General features: G+C 68.3%; 11 protein-coding genes. 5 read left to right on the top strand and 6 right to left on the bottom strand.

The genetic code is table 11. The annotated features are described in order from the left end of the window. Positions 1 to 44: 44 nt before the first annotated feature. Positions 45 to 3071 (bottom strand): phosphoenolpyruvate carboxylase, encoded by a 3027-nt coding sequence (gene ppc, locus LGN19_RS20565; protein ID WP_226216848.1) that lies wholly within the window; start codon positions 3069 to 3071, stop codon positions 45 to 47. A 207-nt stretch (positions 3072 to 3278) separates the two neighbouring features. Between ppc and hemC the strand changes: the two genes are divergently transcribed. From hemC to LGN19_RS20580, 3 genes are read left to right on the top strand one after another with little or no spacing between them, the layout of a single operon-like run. Further along, the gene (gene hemC, locus LGN19_RS20570; RefSeq protein WP_226216849.1) at positions 3279 to 4283 is read left to right on the top strand and encodes a hydroxymethylbilane synthase; all 1005 of its coding nucleotides are present in this window, start codon (positions 3279 to 3281) and stop codon (positions 4281 to 4283) included. Then, positions 4283 to 6259 (top strand): fused uroporphyrinogen-III synthase HemD/membrane protein HemX, encoded by a 1977-nt coding sequence (gene hemDX, locus LGN19_RS20575; RefSeq protein WP_226216851.1) that lies wholly within the window; start codon positions 4283 to 4285, stop codon positions 6257 to 6259. The genes hemC and hemDX overlap by 1 nt, the downstream gene beginning before the upstream one ends. Before the next feature lie 2 nt (positions 6260 to 6261). Further along, positions 6262 to 7449, top strand: a complete 1188-nt coding sequence (locus tag LGN19_RS20580; RefSeq protein WP_011352869.1) for a heme biosynthesis protein HemY — start codon at positions 6262 to 6264, stop codon at positions 7447 to 7449. Between the two features lie 176 nt (positions 7450 to 7625). Here LGN19_RS20580 and LGN19_RS20585 read toward each other — a convergent pair whose 3' ends face one another. The 3 genes from LGN19_RS20585 to LGN19_RS20595 all read right to left on the bottom strand — a co-directional run bounded on the left by LGN19_RS20585 (position 7626) and on the right by LGN19_RS20595 (position 11387). After that, on the bottom strand, positions 7626 to 8930 hold the full coding sequence (locus tag LGN19_RS20585) for an MFS transporter (protein WP_122946008.1): 1305 nt from the start codon (positions 8928 to 8930) through the stop codon (positions 7626 to 7628). 166 nt (positions 8931 to 9096) lie between these two features. Continuing rightward, on the bottom strand, positions 9097 to 9855 hold the full coding sequence (locus LGN19_RS20590) for an SDR family oxidoreductase (RefSeq protein WP_122946007.1): 759 nt from the start codon (positions 9853 to 9855) through the stop codon (positions 9097 to 9099). A gap of 92 nt (positions 9856 to 9947) precedes the next feature. Continuing rightward, positions 9948 to 11387: an aldehyde dehydrogenase family protein gene (locus LGN19_RS20595; RefSeq protein ID WP_174955393.1), complete on the bottom strand. Its 1440-nt coding sequence runs from the start codon at positions 11385 to 11387 to the stop codon at positions 9948 to 9950. Between the two features lie 567 nt (positions 11388 to 11954). On the opposite strand from LGN19_RS20595, the gene ppa reads away from it, so the two are divergent. After that, on the top strand, positions 11955 to 12482 hold the full coding sequence (gene ppa, locus LGN19_RS20600; protein WP_226216852.1) for an inorganic diphosphatase: 528 nt from the start codon (positions 11955 to 11957) through the stop codon (positions 12480 to 12482). 54 nt (positions 12483 to 12536) lie between these two features. On the opposite strand, the gene LGN19_RS20605 is transcribed toward ppa, so the two are convergent. Together LGN19_RS20605 and LGN19_RS20610 are read right to left on the bottom strand one after the other, a co-directional pair. Further along, complete coding sequence (locus LGN19_RS20605; protein ID WP_226216853.1) at positions 12537 to 13391, bottom strand: GIY-YIG nuclease family protein; 855 nt, start codon at positions 13389 to 13391, stop codon at positions 12537 to 12539. Between the two features lie 49 nt (positions 13392 to 13440). Then, entirely contained in the window at positions 13441 to 14475 is a 1035-nt protein-coding gene (locus LGN19_RS20610; RefSeq protein ID WP_226216854.1) for a helix-turn-helix transcriptional regulator, read from the bottom strand. Positions 14476 to 14910: 435 nt separating this feature from the next. Here LGN19_RS20610 and LGN19_RS20615 point away from each other — a divergent pair, with 435 nt between their 5' ends. Next, the gene (locus LGN19_RS20615) at positions 14911 to 17169 is read left to right on the top strand and encodes a glycoside hydrolase family 3 C-terminal domain-containing protein (RefSeq protein WP_226216855.1); all 2259 of its coding nucleotides are present in this window, start codon (positions 14911 to 14913) and stop codon (positions 17167 to 17169) included. Positions 17170 to 17233 lie beyond the last annotated feature (64 nt).

Consider the following 17233-nt stretch of genomic DNA (forward strand, 5'->3'; position numbering starts at 1 on the left):
TCACGATGCCGGCCGGCGCGGAACGAACCCGCGCCGCATGCGGATCAGCCCGTGTTGCGCAGGCCGGCCGCGATCCCGTTGATCGTCAGGTGAATCCCGCGACGCAGCCGCGCGTTCGTGTCGCCCGCGCGGTGGCGCTTGATCAGCTCGACCTGCAGGTGGTTCAGCGGGTCGAGATACGGGAAGCGGTTCTTGATCGAGCGCGCGAGCAGCGGGTTGGTCGCGAGGCGGCCTTCGTGCCCCGTGATTTCCGCCAGCGCCTGCGACGTGCGCTCCCATTCCGCGACGATCCGCTCGAACACATGCTTGCGCAGCTTGCGATCGGAAACGAGCTGCGCGTAGCGCGACGCAACTGCAAGATCGGTCTTCGCGAGCACCATGTCCATGTTCGACAGCAGGTTCGCGAAGAACGGCCAGGTCTTGTTCATCTTCTTCAGCAGCGCGACGCGCTTCGTGCGCTCGGCGTCGTCCTGCGCACCGTCGAGATACGCACTCACTGCGCTGCCGAAACCGTACCAGCCCGTCAGCAGCAGCCGGCATTGGCCCCACGAGAAGCCCCACGGAATCGCGCGCAGGTCCTCGATCTTGCGCTGCTTCGGATCCTGCAGCTTGCGCGAAGCCGGGCGGCTGCCGATGTTCAGCTCGGCGATCTCGGTGATCGGCGTCGACGAGAAGAAATAGTCGGTGAAGCCCGGGGTTTCATAGACGAGCGCGCGGTACGCGGCCATCGCCGAATCCGACAGCGTCTGCATCGCGGCCTCGAACGCCGGCAGCTGTGCGGGCGCGTTGTTCTGCGGCAGGAGCGTCGCCTCGAGCGTCGCGGCGACGACCGTCTCGAGGTTGCGGCGGCCGATCTCCGGGTTCGCGAACTTGCTCGCGATCACCTCGCCCTGTTCGGTCAGGCGGATCTGGCCGTTCACGGTGCCCGGCGGCTGCGACAGGATCGCCTGGTAGGTCGGGCCGCCGCCGCGGCCGACCGTGCCGCCGCGGCCGTGGAACAGGCGCAGCGTGATCTTGCGGTCGCGGAACAGGTCGACGAGCGCGAGCTCCGCGCGATACAGCTCCCAGTTCGACGTAAGGAAGCCGCCGTCCTTGTTGCTGTCCGAATAGCCGAGCATCACTTCCTGCTCGGCGCCCTGGTGCGCGATCAGCGCGTCGATGCCCGGCAGTGCGAAGTATTCGCGCATGATGCGCGCGGCGTCGCGCAGGTCGGGAATCGTCTCGAACAGCGGGATCACCATCAGGCTGTTCTTCGCATCGCCGCCCGGTACGCCGAGCGCGCCTTCGAGCAGGCCCGTCTCCTTCTGCAGCAGCAGCACTTCGACGAGGTCGCTGACGGTTTCCGTATGCGAAATGATGTAGTTGCGTACCGCGCGTGCGCCGAATTGCGCGCGGACTTCGCGCGCCTTCTCGAATACGCCGAGCTCGCTCTGCGCGAGCGCCGAATATTCGAAGTACGGCGAGCGCAGCGGGCGCGGATCGGCAAGCGCGGCGAGCAGCACGCGCAGCTTGTCTTCCTCGGCAAGCGCCGCATAGTCGGCCTCGACGCCCGCGCGTGCGAACAGTTCGGCGACCACGGCTTCGTGGATGTCGGAGCTCTGGCGCAGGTCGATGCTCGCGAGATGGAAGCCGAACACTTCGGCCGCGCGCACGAGCGGCGCGAGGCGCGGCGCGGCGAGCGACGTGCCGTGGTGTTCGTCGAGCGACGCGGTCAGCACCTTCAGGTCGGCGACGAACGCTTCGGAATCCGCATACGGGATCGCGCGCACGGGCGGCGCACCGCGGCCCGCACTGCGCACGGGCACCGTGCCTTCGCCGAGACGCACGCGCGCGCTGGCGGCGAGGCGCGTGTAGATGCCGATCAGCGCGCGGCGATACGGTTCGTCGACGCGGTGCGGCGACTGGTCGGGGGAGGCTGCCGCGAGCGCCTTCACGGCGTCGTTCGCGCCGACGAGCAGGTTCGACACCGACAGTTCGGCGCCGAGCTTGTGCACCTGTTCCAGATAGTGCTCGAGGATCACCGCGGCCTGGCGGTTGATCGCCTCGTCGAGCGTCGGGGCCGTGACGTTCGGGTTGCCGTCGCGGTCGCCGCCGATCCAGCTGCCCATCTGGAAGAACGCCGGCACGCGCGCGGACAGGCCGTGCTCGGCGAGCGCGGCCTCGATGTCGCCGTACAGCGCGGGCAGTTCGTCGAGGAACGTCGCACGGTAGTACGACAGCGCGTTCTCGATTTCGTCGCCGACCGTCAGGCGCGAGTCGCGCAGCATGCGGGTCTGCCACAGCGCGGTCACGCGCGCGCGCAGCATCGATTCGTTGTACTGGCGCTCGCGGCTCGTCAGTTCCTGGTCGCGCTCGGCGAGCAGGCGCGCGATGTCGTGCTGCGCGTCGAGGATGCTCTTGCGCTGCACTTCGGTCGGGTGCGCGGTCAGCACCGGCACGATCAGCGCATCGTCGAAGAAGCGCTGCAGCAGGCGCTTCGACGCGTTGCCGGTCGTCTTCAGCTGTTCGAGCGCGTACGCGACCGTGCCGGGCTGCGATGCCGAGCCGGCCAGCGCGTGGATGCGGCGGCGGCGGTTGTGGTGGCGGTCTTCCGCGATGTTCGCGAGATGCGAGAAATAGCTGAACGCGCGCACGACGCTCACCGTCTGCTCCGGCGTCAGCTTGCGCAGCTTCTTCTCGAGCGTCTGCGCGGCTTCGCTGTCGTCCTCGCGGCGGAATTTGACCGCGGTCTGGCGAATCGTCTCGACGACGTCGAACACTGTGTCGCCTTCCTGCTCGCGCACGACGTCGCCGAGCAGGCGGCCGAGGAAGCGGATGTCGTCGAACAGCGGGCCGTCCTTGTCTTCGCGGGTGCGCGTGCCGGACTTCGTCGCACCGGCCGTGCGGGCCGCGGTGCGGGCGGCCGGGCCGGCGGCTTTCGTCGGGCGTTTTGTCTGACGTATCGGGTCTTTCGGTTTCGTTGCCGTTTTCGCACGGCCGTTCGCGGCGGTGGCGACGGTGTCCGTCGAGGCGTCGGAGGAGGACAGGGCAGCATTGCGGCGCGCCGTACGCGCCGATCCGGAAGACTTCACGATGGGTTTCCTTGGGAAAGCTCGAGTCAAAAGGAACTGCGGAAACTGCGAAACTGCGGTCAAGCAACCAGCTACGTGCGGCACATCCGCACATCGGCGCCGCGACCCGCTCGGCGGCAGGCCGGGCGCAGGCTCCGGGCCCGGGCGGGCAGGGGCGTGCGTGCTACCATTGTTCTATCTTCAATCCCGTCCTTCGATGTTCCAGCAATGAATTCCGAGACCCCTGCGGCCGGGCCGCAACAGGCACAGTCGCCCGCAACGTTGACGATTGCTTCGCGCGAAAGCCGCCTGGCGATGTGGCAAGCCGAACATGTGCGTGATGCGCTGCGCAAATTATATCCAGCTTGTGACGTGAAAATCCTCGGGATGACGACGCGCGGCGACCAGATTCTCGATCGTACGCTGTCGAAGGTCGGCGGCAAGGGCCTGTTCGTGAAGGAACTGGAGGCCGCGCTGGCCGACGGCCGCGCCGATCTCGCCGTGCATTCGCTGAAAGACGTGCCGATGGCACTGCCCGACGGCTTCTCGCTTGCCGCGATCATGGAGCGCGAAGATCCGCGCGATGCGTTCGTGTCGAACGACTACGCGTCGCTCGACGCGCTGCCGGCCGGCGCCGTGGTCGGCACGTCGAGCCTGCGCCGCGAGGCGATGCTGCGCTCGCGCTACCCGCACCTGGACGTGCTGCCGCTGCGCGGCAACCTCGACACGCGCCTGTCGAAGCTCGATCGCGGCGACTACGCGGCGATCATCCTCGCGGCCGCCGGCCTGAAGCGCCTCGGCCTCGAAGCGCGGATCCGCGCGCTGCTCGACGTCGACGCGAGCCCGCCCGCCGCGGGCCAGGGCGCGCTCGGCATCGAGATCGCATCGCACCGCAGCGACGTCGCCGCGTGGCTCGCGCCGCTGCACGACCTGCAGACCGCGCTCGCGGTCGAGGCCGAGCGGATGGTGTCGCGTGCGCTCGGCGGCAGCTGCGAGGTGCCGCTCGCCGCGCACGCGGTGTGGCGCGCGGGCGAACTGTACCTGACGGGCCGCGTGTCGACGACCGACGGCAAGCGCGTGCTGACGGCCGAGGAGTGCGGGGCCGTCATGACCGTCGCCGATGCGCTCGCGCTCGGCCGCGCCGTGTCCGACGAGCTCGAGGCGCAAGGTGCGCTCGACATCGTCCGGGCGCTGCTCGCGGGCTCGCCGGCCGCCGGCAAGGGCGACGCCTGATGGCGGGCGGCGCGCGCGCGTTCACCGCTGTCCTGACGCGCCCCGACGGCCAGTCCGGCGCGCTCGCATCGCAACTGGCCGAGGCCGGCTGCGATGTGCTCGAATTTCCGTTGATCGACATTGCGCCGGTCGACGATCCGGGGCCGCTCGACGCGGCGTTCGCCGCGCTCGCCGACTACGCGCTGGTGATTTTCGTGTCGCCGAACGCGATCGACCGCGCGCTCGCGCAGTACGGCGCGATCTGGCCGAACGCGCTGCCGGTCGGCGTGGTCGGGCCCGGCAGCGTCGCGGCGCTCGAGCGGCACGGCATCGCGGCGCCCGCGCATCGCGTGATCGCACCGCAGGCGCCGGCCGACGGCGGCGTACCCCATTACGATTCGGAAAGCCTGTTCGCGTGCATCGAGGCCGCGTTCGGTGGCGCGCAGGCGCTGGCGGGCAAGCGCGTGCTGATCGTGCGCGGCGACGGCGGGCGCGAATGGCTCGCCGAGCGGCTGCGCGAGGCCGGTGCGGACGTCACGCTCGTCGCCGCGTATCGGCGCGTCGTGCCCGAGCCGCGCGTCGGCGCGTGGGAGCGCGTGCATGCGCTGCTCCACGGCGAACCGCATGCGTGGCTCGTCACGAGCTCGGAAGGCGTGCGCAACCTGCATGAGCTCGCGCGGTCGCACCTGAACGATGCCGAGATCGACGCGCTGAAGCATGCGCCGCTCGTGACGCCGCATCCGCGGATCGAGCAGACCGCGCGTGCATTGGGTTTTGATAGGATTACGCTGACCGGCGCGGGCGATGAGCGCATCGTCCGCGCGTTTCGAACGATGGCCGACGAGGCCGTCCAACCGGCGACAGCCGCACCGGTGACTAAACGCATGACAGATACCAACGATTCCAAAAGCGTCGCTTCCCAGCCGGCCGCTGCATCCGCACCGCCGTCCCGTCCTGCCTATATGGCGTCCGAACCGCCTGCGCGCCGCGGCGGCAGCGCGGTGCTGTGGTTCGTCGTCGTCGTGCTCGGCTGCGCGGCGGGCGTCGGCGGCTACGCGCTGAACCGCAAGATCGACCGACTCGACGGTACGTTCGTCGCGCGCCAGAAGGCGCTCGACGCGCAGACGGCCGAGACGCGCACGAAGACCGAGCAGGCGCTCGCGAGCGCGCATCAGGTCGACACGCAGCTCGCGCAACTCGACGGCAAGCTTGCCGACGCACAGAGCGCGCAGCAGGCGCTGCAGCAGCAATACCAGGACCTGTCGCGCAACCGCGATGCGTGGATGCTCGAGGAAGTCGACCAGATGCTGTCGAGCGCGAGCCAGCAGCTTCAGCTGACCGGCAACACGCAACTCGCGCTGATCGCACTGCAGAACGCCGACGCACGCCTCGCGACGTCGCAGAGCGCGCAGGCCGTCACGGTGCGCAAGGCGCTCGCGCTGGACATCGAGAAGCTGAAGGCCGCACCGGCGGCCGACCTCACGGGTCTCGCGATCAAGCTCGACGACGCAATCGCGAAGATCGACGCGCTGCCGTTGTCCGGCGAGGCGATCGTCCCGCACGAAGCGCCGAAGGCAGCGCCGGTCGACGCTGCGTCGTCGGCCGTGGCCGTGGCCGGCGAGCCGCGCTGGAAGGTGTGGTGGCACGACTTCTCGGCGGGCCTCGGCCAGCAACTGAAGGGGCTCGTGCAGGTGCGCCGGATCGACAACGCGGACGCGATGCTCGCGTCGCCCGACCAGGGCTACTTCGTGCGCGAGAACGTGAAGCTGCGCCTGCTGACCGCGCGCCTGTCGCTGCTCGCACGCAACGACAGCGCGATGAAGGCCGACCTGCACGCCGCGCAGGCGTCGCTCGGGAAGTATTTCGACCAGGCATCGAAGGACACGCAGACCGTCGAGGATCTGCTCAAGCAGGTTGACGGCGCATCGCTGACGGTTGCGGTGCCGAACCTGAATACCAGCCTGAACGCCGTTCAGCAGTTCAAGAGCCGGGGGTAACGATGACGCTTCGAGGAATCGTCTGGCTCGCGGTCCTGTTCGCGATCGCCGCAGCGCTCGCCACTGTCGGCCGTTTCGACGCGGGGCAGGTGCTGCTCGTCTATCCGCCTTACCGGATCGACGTGTCGCTGAACCTGTTCGTGATCGCCATCGTCGTGCTGTTCATCGTCGTGTATGCGCTGCTGCGTATCGTGCGCAACATCTGGCGCATGCCGCAGCGGGTCGCCGCGTATCGGGCGCGTTCGCGCAACGAGAAGGCGCAGGCATCGCTGCGCGACGCGATCGCGAACCTGTACGCAGGCCGCTTCTCGCGCGCGGAGAAGGCCGCGCGTGAAGCGCTGTCGGTCGATGCGAACCAGGGCGCGGCGAGTCTCGTCGCGGCCACCGCCGCGCACCGGATGCACGAGTACACGCGTCGCGACGACTGGCTGTCGAAGGTTGACGCGCCCGAGTGGCAGGACGCACGGCTGCTTGCCGCGGCCGACATGCGCGCGGACGCGCGCGATGCCGACGGCGCGCTCGCCGCGCTGGCCGACCTGCAGGCGGGCGGCAAGCGCATCCATGCGCAGCAGGTCGCGCTGCGCGCGCAGCAGCAGCTGAAGAACTGGGCCGAGGTGCTGAAGCTCGCGAAGGCGCTCGAGAAGCGCGAGGCGCTGCATCCGGCCGCGGCCGTGCGGCTGCGCCAGCAGGCCGCGGAAAACCTGTTGCGCGAACGCCGGCACGACCCGGACGCGTTGCTCGAAGTGTGGCAGTCGCTGTCGCCGGTCGAGCGCCAGTCGCCGCGTCTCGCCGATCTCGCGGCCGATCTGCTCGTGCCGCTCGAGCGCCGCAACGAAGCGCGCCGCATCGTCGAGGACGCGCTCGCGCACAACTGGGATGCCCGCCTGCTGCGCCGTTATCCGGACACGGCCGGCGCCGATGCGCTGCCGCTGATCCAGAAGGCGGAAGGGTGGAAGAAGGATCACCCGGAGGATGCCGACCTGCTGTTCGCGCTCGGCCGCCTGTGCCAGCAGCAGCAACTGTGGGGCAAGGCGCAGTCGTTCCTCGAATCGGCACTGAAGCTTGCCGACAACGAGGCGCTGAAGGTGCGTGCGCATCGCGCGCTCGCGCGTCTGTTCGAGCATCTCGGTGAAACCGACAAGGCCGCGAAGCATTACCGCGAAAGCGCGCTCGCGATTACCGTGGTCTGAGGCGGGCGGCGTGGCTGCCTGCTGCAGGCGGCTCGCGCAACCCGCGCAAAAAAGCCCCGAATTGAACTGCACCCCAAAGGTCGGATCAAAATCCAACTTTTGGGGTGCAGTTCATTCCGGCCAGCGGGGCGTTTCAGGTACGGGTCATCAACCGGAGGGCGCCCGTGCGCCCCGCGTCACTTGTCGACCAGCCGCTTCGGCACCGACAGCGCCAGCAGCCCGCCGAGCACGAGGAACCCGGCGAGCATGTACATGCCCGAATCGTTGGCGCCCGTTGCCTGCTTGAGCCAGCCCATCATGTACGGGCTCAGGAAGCCGGCGAGGTTGCCGATCGAGTTGATCATCGCGATGCCGGCCGCGGCCGCCGTGCCGCCGAGGAACGCGGTCGGCAGGCTCCAGAACAGCGGCAGCGTCGTCAGGATGCCGATCGTCGCGAGCGTGAGGCCGAGCATCGCGAGCGCGGTCTGGTGCGCCCAGATCACCGACAGCACGAGCCCGAGCGCGCCGATCGCGGCCGGAATCGCGACGTGCCAGCGGCGTTCGCGGTGCTTGTCTGCGCTGCGTGCGATCAGGATCATCGCGACCACCGCCGCTGCATACGGAATCGCCGACAGCAGGCCGATCATGAACGTGTCGGTCACGCCGGTGGCCTTGATGATCGTCGGCAGCCAGAAGCCGACGCCGTAGAGCCCCATCACGAACGAGAAGTAGATCAGCGCCATCAGCCACACGCGCGGGCTCGACATCACGGCGCCGAGCGGCAGGTCTTCCTTGGTCGCCTCTTCAGCATCGACGTTGCGCGTGAGCAGCGCCTTTTCTTCGTCGGTCAGCCAGTTCGCCTTCGCGATCCGCTCGTCGAGCTTGAGGAACACGACCACGCCGACCAGCACCGACGGGATACCCTCGAGCAGGAACAGCCATTGCCAGCCGTGCCAGCCGCTCATGCCGTCGAACGCCTTCAGGATGAAGCCCGAAAGCGGCCCGCCGATCACGCCGGACAGTGCGACGGCCGTCATGAAGAACGTCGTCATCCGGCCGCGCCGGTGCGCGGGATACCAGTAGGTGAGGTAGAGGATCACACCGGGGAAGAAGCCCGCCTCGGCGACGCCGAGCAGGAAGCGCATCACGTAGAACATCGTGGGCGTCGTGACGAACATCGTCAGGATCGAGATCACGCCCCACGTCGCCATGATGCGCGCGATCCACACGCGCGCGCCGACCTTGTGCAGGATGATGTTGCTCGGCACTTCGAACAGGAAATAGCCGAAGAAGAAGATCCCGGCGCCGAGCCCGTACACGGTGTCGCTGAGGTTCAGGTCGCTCGCCATCTGCAGCTTCGCGAACCCGACGTTCACGCGGTCGAGATACGCGACCACGTAGCACAGCAGCAGGAGCGGCACGAGCCGCCACGACACCTTGCGATAGGTTGCTTCCTCGAATGCGCCGGACGAGCCCGGCAGCGACTGCGTCGATATTGCCATGTTGTCTCCTGTCGATCGAAGTTGGCGCTTTAGCGGTTACTTGGATCCCATGCACCGCGGTCCTTATTATTGGCCGGGGCCGGCGTATCGGCGCCAGGCCCGGTTTCGTGCGAAGCAATGCGTGGGTGTCGTGCCGGTTGGGGGTATTCCGGCGCGACAGGTGCGGCTAGATGCAGCGCCCGCCGTCGACTTCGAGGCAAACGCCCGTGATGAACTCGGCCTCGTCGGATGCGAGGTAAAGCGCCGCGTTCGCGATGTCCTGCGGCGTCGAGAAGCGGCCGAGCGGGATCGTCGCGAGGAAGCGGCGGCGGTTCTCGGGGGTATCCTCGCAGCCCATGAATTCGGTCATCAACGCCGTCTCGCCGAGCACGGGGTTGATGCAGTTCACGCGGATGCGGTCGGCACCGAGCTCGGCCGCGAGCGACTTGCTCGCGGTGATCATCGCGCCCTTCGTGCTGTTGTACCAGACGAGGCCCGGGCGCGGCCGCACGCCGGCCGTCGACGCGACGTTCACGAACACGCCGCCGCCCTGTGCGCGGAAGTACGGCACGAAGGTCTGTACGCACCAGAACAGGCTCTTCATGTTGACCGCGTACACGCGATCGAACTCGGCTTCCGTCACGTCGAGCACGGGCTTGTTGCGGTGTGTGGTGCCCGCGTTGTTCACGACGATCTGCACCGCGTGGAAATCGTCGAGCGCGGCCTGCAGCAACGCATGCCAGTCGTCCTCTTTCGATACGTCGCCAGCCACCGCGATCGCCTTGCCGCCCGCGAGTGCGATCTCGCTCGCGACGCGCTCGGCTGCCGCGCCGTTCAGGTCGTTGACGACGACGTTCGCGCCTTCGCGTGCATACGTCTTCGCGATGCCTTCGCCGAACCCCGAGCCGCCGCCCGTGACGATTGCCGTCTTGCCGCTCAACCGCATGGTGTGTCTCCTGTGCTGGATATGAGTGTCGTCGTGCTTCGGCACGCGGCCGGGCGCTGCCGGCCGCGTGCCGCTTGTCGTTTTCCGCGTGTTCAGCCGTGCCGGATCGCGATCGTTTTCAGCGCGGTGAAGCCGTACAGTGCCTCGAAGCCTTTCTCGCGGCCATGCCCCGAGTGGCCGACGCCGCCGAACGGCAGCTCGACGCCGCCGCCCGCGCCATAGTTGTTGATGAACACCTGGCCTGCCCGCAGGCGCCGCGCAAGACGCATCTGGCGCGCGCCGTCGCGTGTCCAGATGCCTGCGACGAGGCCGTATGGCGTGCCGTTCGCGAGCGCGACGGCTTCGTCTTCGTCGACGAAACGCATCGCGGCGAGCACGGGGCCGAACACTTCCTCCTGCGCGAGCCGGTGCGACGGCGGCACGTCGCGCAACAGCGCGGGCGCCTGGTAGAAGCCGCTTTCGGGTGCGTCGGCGACGACCTGCCCGTGCGCGGCCATCGGGATGCCGTCGTGCTGCGCGTCGGACAGGAAATCCCACACGCGCTGCTGCTGCTTCGCGTTGATCAGCGGGCCGCAGTCGAGGTCGGCGCGGCTCGGGCCGACGCGCAGCCCGTTGAATGCGGTGGCGAGCCGCTCGATAAGCGGCTCGTACACTGCGCGCTCGATCAGCACGCGGCTGCCGGCCGAGCAGGTCTGCCCGCCGTTCTGCACGATCGCCGATACGAGCACGGGCAGCGCCGCTTCGAGATCGGCATCGGCGAACACGATCTGCGGCGACTTGCCGCCGAGTTCGAGCGTGACGGGCACGTGGTTTTCGGCCGCCATCTGCGTGACCAGCTTGCCGGTGGCCGGCGAACCCGTGAACGAGATGTGGTCGATGCCAGGATGGCGTGCGAGCGCGGCCCCCGCTTCATGGCCGTAGCCGGTGACGATGTTGAGCGCGCCGGCCGGCAGCCCGGCCTCGGCGGCCAGCTCGGCGACGCGCAGCAACGACAGGCATGCATCCTCGGCCGGCTTGACGACGCATGCGTTGCCGGCTGCGAGCGCAGCGCCGACGCTGCGCCCGAAGATCTGCATCGGGTAGTTCCACGGCACGATGTGGCCCGTGACGCCGTGCGGCTCGCGCACCGTCAGCACCGTGTAGCCGGCTTGATAGGGGAGGGTTTCGCCGTGCAGCTTGTCGGCGGCGCCCGCGTAGAACTCGAAGTAGCGCGCGAGCGCGGCTGCGTCGGCGCGGGCCTGCTTCAGCGGCTTGCCGGTGTCGCGCGCCTCGATCGCGGCGAGTTCCTCGAGGGAATTGGCCACGCGCGCCGACAGTCGCATCAGCACGCGGCCGCGCTCGGCGGCGCTGGCGGCGCCCCACGGGCCCGCGAATGCGTCGCGGGCTGCGGCGACCGCACGCTCGATGTCGGGCGCCGTGCCGCGGGCGATCGACGCGAATGGCTGGCCGTCGGATGGATCGACGACCGCGATGGTTTCCAGTTGCGCGGGCAACGTCCATTCGCCCGCGATGAAGTGCTTCGCCTCTTCCATGCCAGCTCCTGTCGACCCGAGTTAGCGCTTTAGCGCTTACTCGGGTCCCATGCTTCGCGGTCGATCCGAGTTGGTGCTTTTGCGCTTACTCGGGTCCCATGCTTCGCGGTCGACCCGAGTTGGTGCTTTTGCGCTTACTCGGGTCCCATGCTTTGCGGTCGACCCGAGTTGGCGCTTTAGCACCGACTCAGGTCTCATGCTTCGCGGTCGACCCGAGTTGGCGCTTTAGCACCGACTCAGGCCCCATGCTTCGCGGTCGACCCGAGTTGGCGCTTCAGCACCGACTCAGGCCCCATGCTTCGCGATCGACCCGAGTTAGCACTTCAGCACTGACTCAGGTCCCGTGCTTCGCGGTCGACCGGTGACGGCGCATCAGCGCCGACGCCGATTCCATGCAACGCGGCCAGTGGTTCGACGGCCGGGCATCCGGAACGATTATCGGCCGATCGTCATCCGGACGCCACCGGTCGATTGGCTATAATGGCGCATTCCTTTGCGGGACGCCTGCGGCGATGCATCGGCCGCGGCGCCCTGTCCCGAATTCCCATCGACCTACAGAGAGTGCTCATGAGCTTCAATCATGTTCCGGCCGGCAAGGACCTGCCGCAAGATTTCAACGTGATCATCGAGATTCCCGCGCAAAGCGATCCGGTGAAGTACGAGGCGGACAAGGAACTGGGCCTCCTCGTCGTCGACCGCTTCATCGGCACGGGCATGCGCTATCCGGTGAACTACGGCTACATCCCGCAGACGCTGTCGGGCGACGGCGATCCGGTCGACGTGCTGGTGATCACGCCGTTCCCGCTGCTGGCCGGCTCGATCGTGCGTTCGCGCGTGCTCGGCATGCTGCAGATGACCGACGAGTCGGGCGTCGACGCGAAGCTGGTCGCGGTGCCGCACGACAAGGTCTGCCCGATGACGGCCAACCTGAAGTCGATCGACGACGTGCCCGAGTACCTGAAGGACCAGATCAAGCACTTCTTCGAGCAATACAAGGTGCTCGAGAAGGGCAAGTGGGTGAAGGTCGAAGGCTGGGCCGGCATCGAAGCCGCGCACAAGGAAATCACCGACGGCGCAGCAAACTACAAGAAGTAAGCGGCGTACCGGCCGACGGCCGGTTCGTGCGAAACGCAAACCGCGCGTGTCTCCTCAGGAGGCCGCGCGGTTTTGTTTTGTGCGCGACGGTTGTTTGCGCGAGGAGGTGGGCACGGACGCTGGCGGCGTAGCGGTGGACGGCGCGTTCTTCGCGTGCTTCGTGCGGCGAGGGGCAACGGAGGCCGCAGTGGCTTCGGCGGCTTTGGTTGCTTTCGTGGCAGACGGGCGGCGGCGGGCCGATACGGGCGCGGCGCCTTCGCGTCCGTTCGTGACGGGTTTGCCGTTGGCTGCCGATGCTTTTCTTTTCGACGAAGCGGGCACGGCCGGCTTGTCCTTTTTTACCGGGGTGTCGCGCGATGAAGTCTTTCTTGCGACCGCACCGCTGTCTGGCTTCGTGCGCTTCGCGACCGGTGTGGCTTTTGTTGCCTTGGGAGGCTTCGCGGCCTGCCGGGTCTTGGCGGTCTTTTCGGGTTTGTCGACCTTCTCGGCTTTCCCGGCCTTTCCGGTCTTCCTGGTGCTTATATCCGTCTTCTCCGTCTTCGCCGCGCTGTCGACGTTCTCCGACTTCGCCTTCTTCCGCCCGCGCGCACCGACCTTCTTCAACCCGGCCGCATCACCATGCGTATCGACGGCCACCACGGCAGGCAGCACCGATTCCAGCGTCCGCCCCCCGGCTGCCAGTTCACGCTTCTGCGCAGCGGTGAGCCGCTTCACCCAGTATTCGGCGCGCGACGCGCTCGACCGATCGGGCAGCGGAAACGACGCGAGTACCGCACGCGGCTTGCGCGAGCGCGTGTAGCGCGCGCCCTTGCCGGACGCGTGCTCGTCGAAACGCGCGGCGACGTCGGTCGTGATGCCCGTGTAGACGCTGTCGTCGGCGCATTCGATCAGATACAGAAACCAGGACATGGCAGGGCGGCGGGATGCGAAGCCGCCAGTGTCTCAGAAAAAGTGCCCGTCAACGCCATCGATCGCCGTGCCCGTCGCGGAAGCGGCTCGGCGCCGCGCCGAGCTCACGCGTAAAGAAGCGCGTGAACGCGCTCGTCGAGCGGAAGCCGACCCGCACGCCGATCTCGCCGATCGGCAGTTGCGTGTTCAGCAGCAGGTCGCGCGCTTCGCCGAGCCGTGCCTGCGCAACGAGCGCATGAAACCCGACCGCTTCGCGATGCAGCCGCCGGCGCAGCGTCCAGCGCGACATCGCGAAGCGCGTGCAGACGTGCTCCATCAGCGTGTCGGCCGGCACGTCGACTTCGTCGGAAGTGCGCAGCCAGTCGCGCACGCATTGCTCGACCGACGAGCCGAATGTCGAGCGGGCGCGCACGCGCTCGCGTGCGGTGTCGGCCGCGTGACGCTGGATGCCGGCGAGCGGCGCGTTGTAGCGCTCGAACGGCGTGTCGAAGCGCGTGGAGCGCAGCACGAGGCGGTTGTGCGCGGCGTCGAACGACACCGGCGCGCCGAGCATGTCGCGCAACACGGCGGCGGGCGCGAACGCGCGGCCGGCGAAAGCGGCGTCGTCGATGCACACGTGCGGATCGTACAGGCGCGCGAGCGCTGCAAGGATCGCGAGGTTGGCGAATGCGCTGCCGTCGTGCCGGTCGTCTCCTTCGTTCACGTATTCGAGTGCGATCGCGTCGCTGTTCTCGTGCGCGAAGACCCAGTCGACGTTGCCGATCAGCTCGCGATAGTGCAGGTAGCCGTGCAGCGCGTCGCGCAGCGTCGCCGCATTGCACGTGACGCCCGCGAGTTCCGGGAACGGCACGAGCCACGGCACGACCTGCGGCGGCGGGCGATGCCACGACAGCGGCCATTCGCTCGTCAGCCGCATCGCGGCGACGTGCCGGTCGCCCGTGACGCGTCGCGTGTCGTCCGCCAACTCGGCCGGGCCGATGCCGAGCGTTTCGTAAAGCGGCGCGAGGTCGATGCCGTTCGCGCGCGCGTCTTCGCACAGCCAGCGGTAGATCCGGACGGATACCGATTTCTGTCGCAACTCCATGTCTGTCCCCCTGTCGTCATGCCTTACGGGTTTGTCCCCGCTGCGAGAGGTCAACGCATGCTCCTGCCGGTCAAGCATGGTGACCGGTCGATTTTTAGACTCGGGCGCTAGGGTCTGTTTGCATATGGAACGCGCATGCGTTGCCACGAGAACGGCCGCTCGCGAGGCGCGCGACGCTGCGAATACTGACATATTCGCAAGGAGCGCAACGCGGCGAGCGGCCGTTCTCGTGGCAACCCCAAATTAAAAAATTCACGTCACGGGAATGCCCGAAATCGCCCGTATGGCGGCGTCGCTCGTCGCTTGTTTGGCTCGGCCAAACGGCGCTCCTCACTCCTTGCCCTACGAGCGATTTCGGGCATTCGCATGCGCGTTCCATATGCAAACAGACCCTAGGTGTGGCGACAAGTACAACAGATCGATTCAGGAGGATCAATGAAAACTTCGCTGTTCCGGTGTTCGACGATTGCGTCCGCGTGCGCGCTTACGGTGCTGCTCGCGTCGTGCGGCGGCGACGACATCCACGCAGGCCCGGCCGCGCCGGCCGACCCCGATGCCGCGGCCGACCAGCGCGCGGCCTCGCTCGTCGCGCAATTGACGACCGACGAGAAGTTGCAGCTCGTGCACGGCACGGGCCTGCCGGCGCTCGACCTGGGCGGCCCGTTCCCGGCCGACGCGCTGAACGGCGCGAGCTACATCCCGGGTGTGCCGCGGCTCGGCATTCCGGCCGTCAGCAGCGCCGATTCGGCGGGCGGCGTGAACGTGAAGAACGCGCGCGTGACCGCGCTGCCCGCGCCGGTCGCGCTCGCGGCGACATGGGATCCGGCGCTCGCCGGCACCTACGGCACGCGCATCGCGCTCGAGTTGCGCGCGCTCGGCTTCGCGGAGGGGCTCGGCGGCGGCGTGAACCTCGCGCGCGAGCCGCGCAACGGCCGCACGTTCGAATACATGGGCGAGGATCCGGTGCTGGCGGGCACGCTGAGCGCCGCGCGCACGCAGGCGACACAGGCGCAGAAGGTGATCGCGACGATCAAGCATTTCGCGTTCAACGATCAGGAAACCAACCGGATGACGATCGATTCGGTCGTCGACGAGCGAACCATGCGCGAGGCCGAACTGCTCGCGTTCGAGATCGGCGTGAAGGACGGCCAGCCGGGCAACGTGATGTGTTCGTACAACAAGCTGAACGGCGTGTATGCGTGCGAGAACCCGTATCTGCTGACCACGGTGCTGAAGAACGAATGGGGCTTCAAGGGCGTCGTGCAGTCGGACTGGGGCGCGACGCATTCGACGGTCGCGGCCGTGCAGGCGGGGCTCGACGAGGAGGAGCCGGGCGCGGCGGACGACAACAACGCGCCGCTCGGCTCGTTCTTCAACACGAAGCTGCGTGCCGCGCTGCAGGCCGGCAGTGTGTCGGCCGCGCGGCTGAACGACATGGTGCAGCGCAAGCTGCGCACGCTGATCCGCATCGGCGTGATGGATTCTCCGCCGAAGCCGGGCGGCGCGATCGACGAAGCGGCCGGCAACGCCGATGCGCTCGCGATCGCGCGGCAATCCGCGGTACTGCTGAAGAACGCGGCCGCGCCGGGCGATGCGCAGCCCGTGCTGCCGCTGGCGGCTGGCGCGCTGAAGTCGGTCGTCGTGATCGGCGGGCATGCGGACGCGGGCGTGCTGTCGGGCGGCGGCTCGGGGGCGGTGCCGGCGATCGACGGCAATGCGGTGACGACCTGTCAGCAACCGGCCGACATGCTGTTCGGCGGTTGTGCGACCTGGTACAAGTCCGCGCCGCTCGCGGCGATTCGCGCCAAGGCGCCGAACGCGTCGGTCAGCTATCTCGACGGGACCGACGCGAATGCCGCGGCGAGCGCGGCCGCGCAGGCCGACGTCGCGATCGTGTTCGCGACGCAGTGGCAGACGGAAGGGCTCGACCTCGCGAGCCTGTCGCTGCCGGATGCGAAGGCCGATCCGTACAACCAGCAGTACGACCAGAACGCGCTGATTGCCGCGGTCGCGGCGAAGGCGAAGCGCGTGATCGTCGTGCTCGAGAACGGCAGTCCCGTGCTGATGCCGTGGCTCGCGAACGTGCATGGCGTGCTCGAAGCGTGGTATCCGGGCGCGCAGGGCGGCCAGGCGATCGCCGACCTGCTGTTCGGCGATGCGAACCCGTCGGGCCGGCTGCCGCTGACGTTCCCGAAGCAGGAGGCCGACCTGCCGCAGCCGGCGATCGATCCGTCGCGCACGCAGACCGTCTATGCGGAAGGGCTCGCGTACGGCTATCGCTGGTTCGACGCGAAGGCGATCGAGCCGTTGTTCCCGTTCGGCTACGGGCTGTCGTACACGACGTATGGTTTGTCGGCGATGTCCGCGCAGGCCGATGCAGCGGGCAACGTCACGGTCGGCGTGACGGTGAAGAATACCGGCGCGCGGGCCGGGGTGCAGACGGTGCAGATCTACGCGGCGCTGCCCGCGTCGCTCGGCGAGCCGCCGAAGCGGCTCGTCGGCTGGACCAAGGTCGCGCTGCAGCCGGGCGAGGCGCGGTCCGTCAGCGTCGTGGTGCCGGCGCAGCGCTTCGCGGTCTGGGATGCGAATGCGCATGCGTGGCGGATCGCCGCGGGCAGCTACGGGCTGTCGGTGGCGGCTTCGTCGCGCGATCCGCAGGCGTTGTCGCAGACTGTGACGCTCGCTGCGCACTGAGCTGAAGGGGGCCGTGTGGCATGCGGCGAGGCCGGTCGTGGCTTCGCCGCATGCCGGTGCGCTT

Source organism: Burkholderia sp. AU30198, from assembly GCF_020419825.1.
Lineage (GTDB): Bacteria > Pseudomonadota > Gammaproteobacteria > Burkholderiales > Burkholderiaceae > Burkholderia.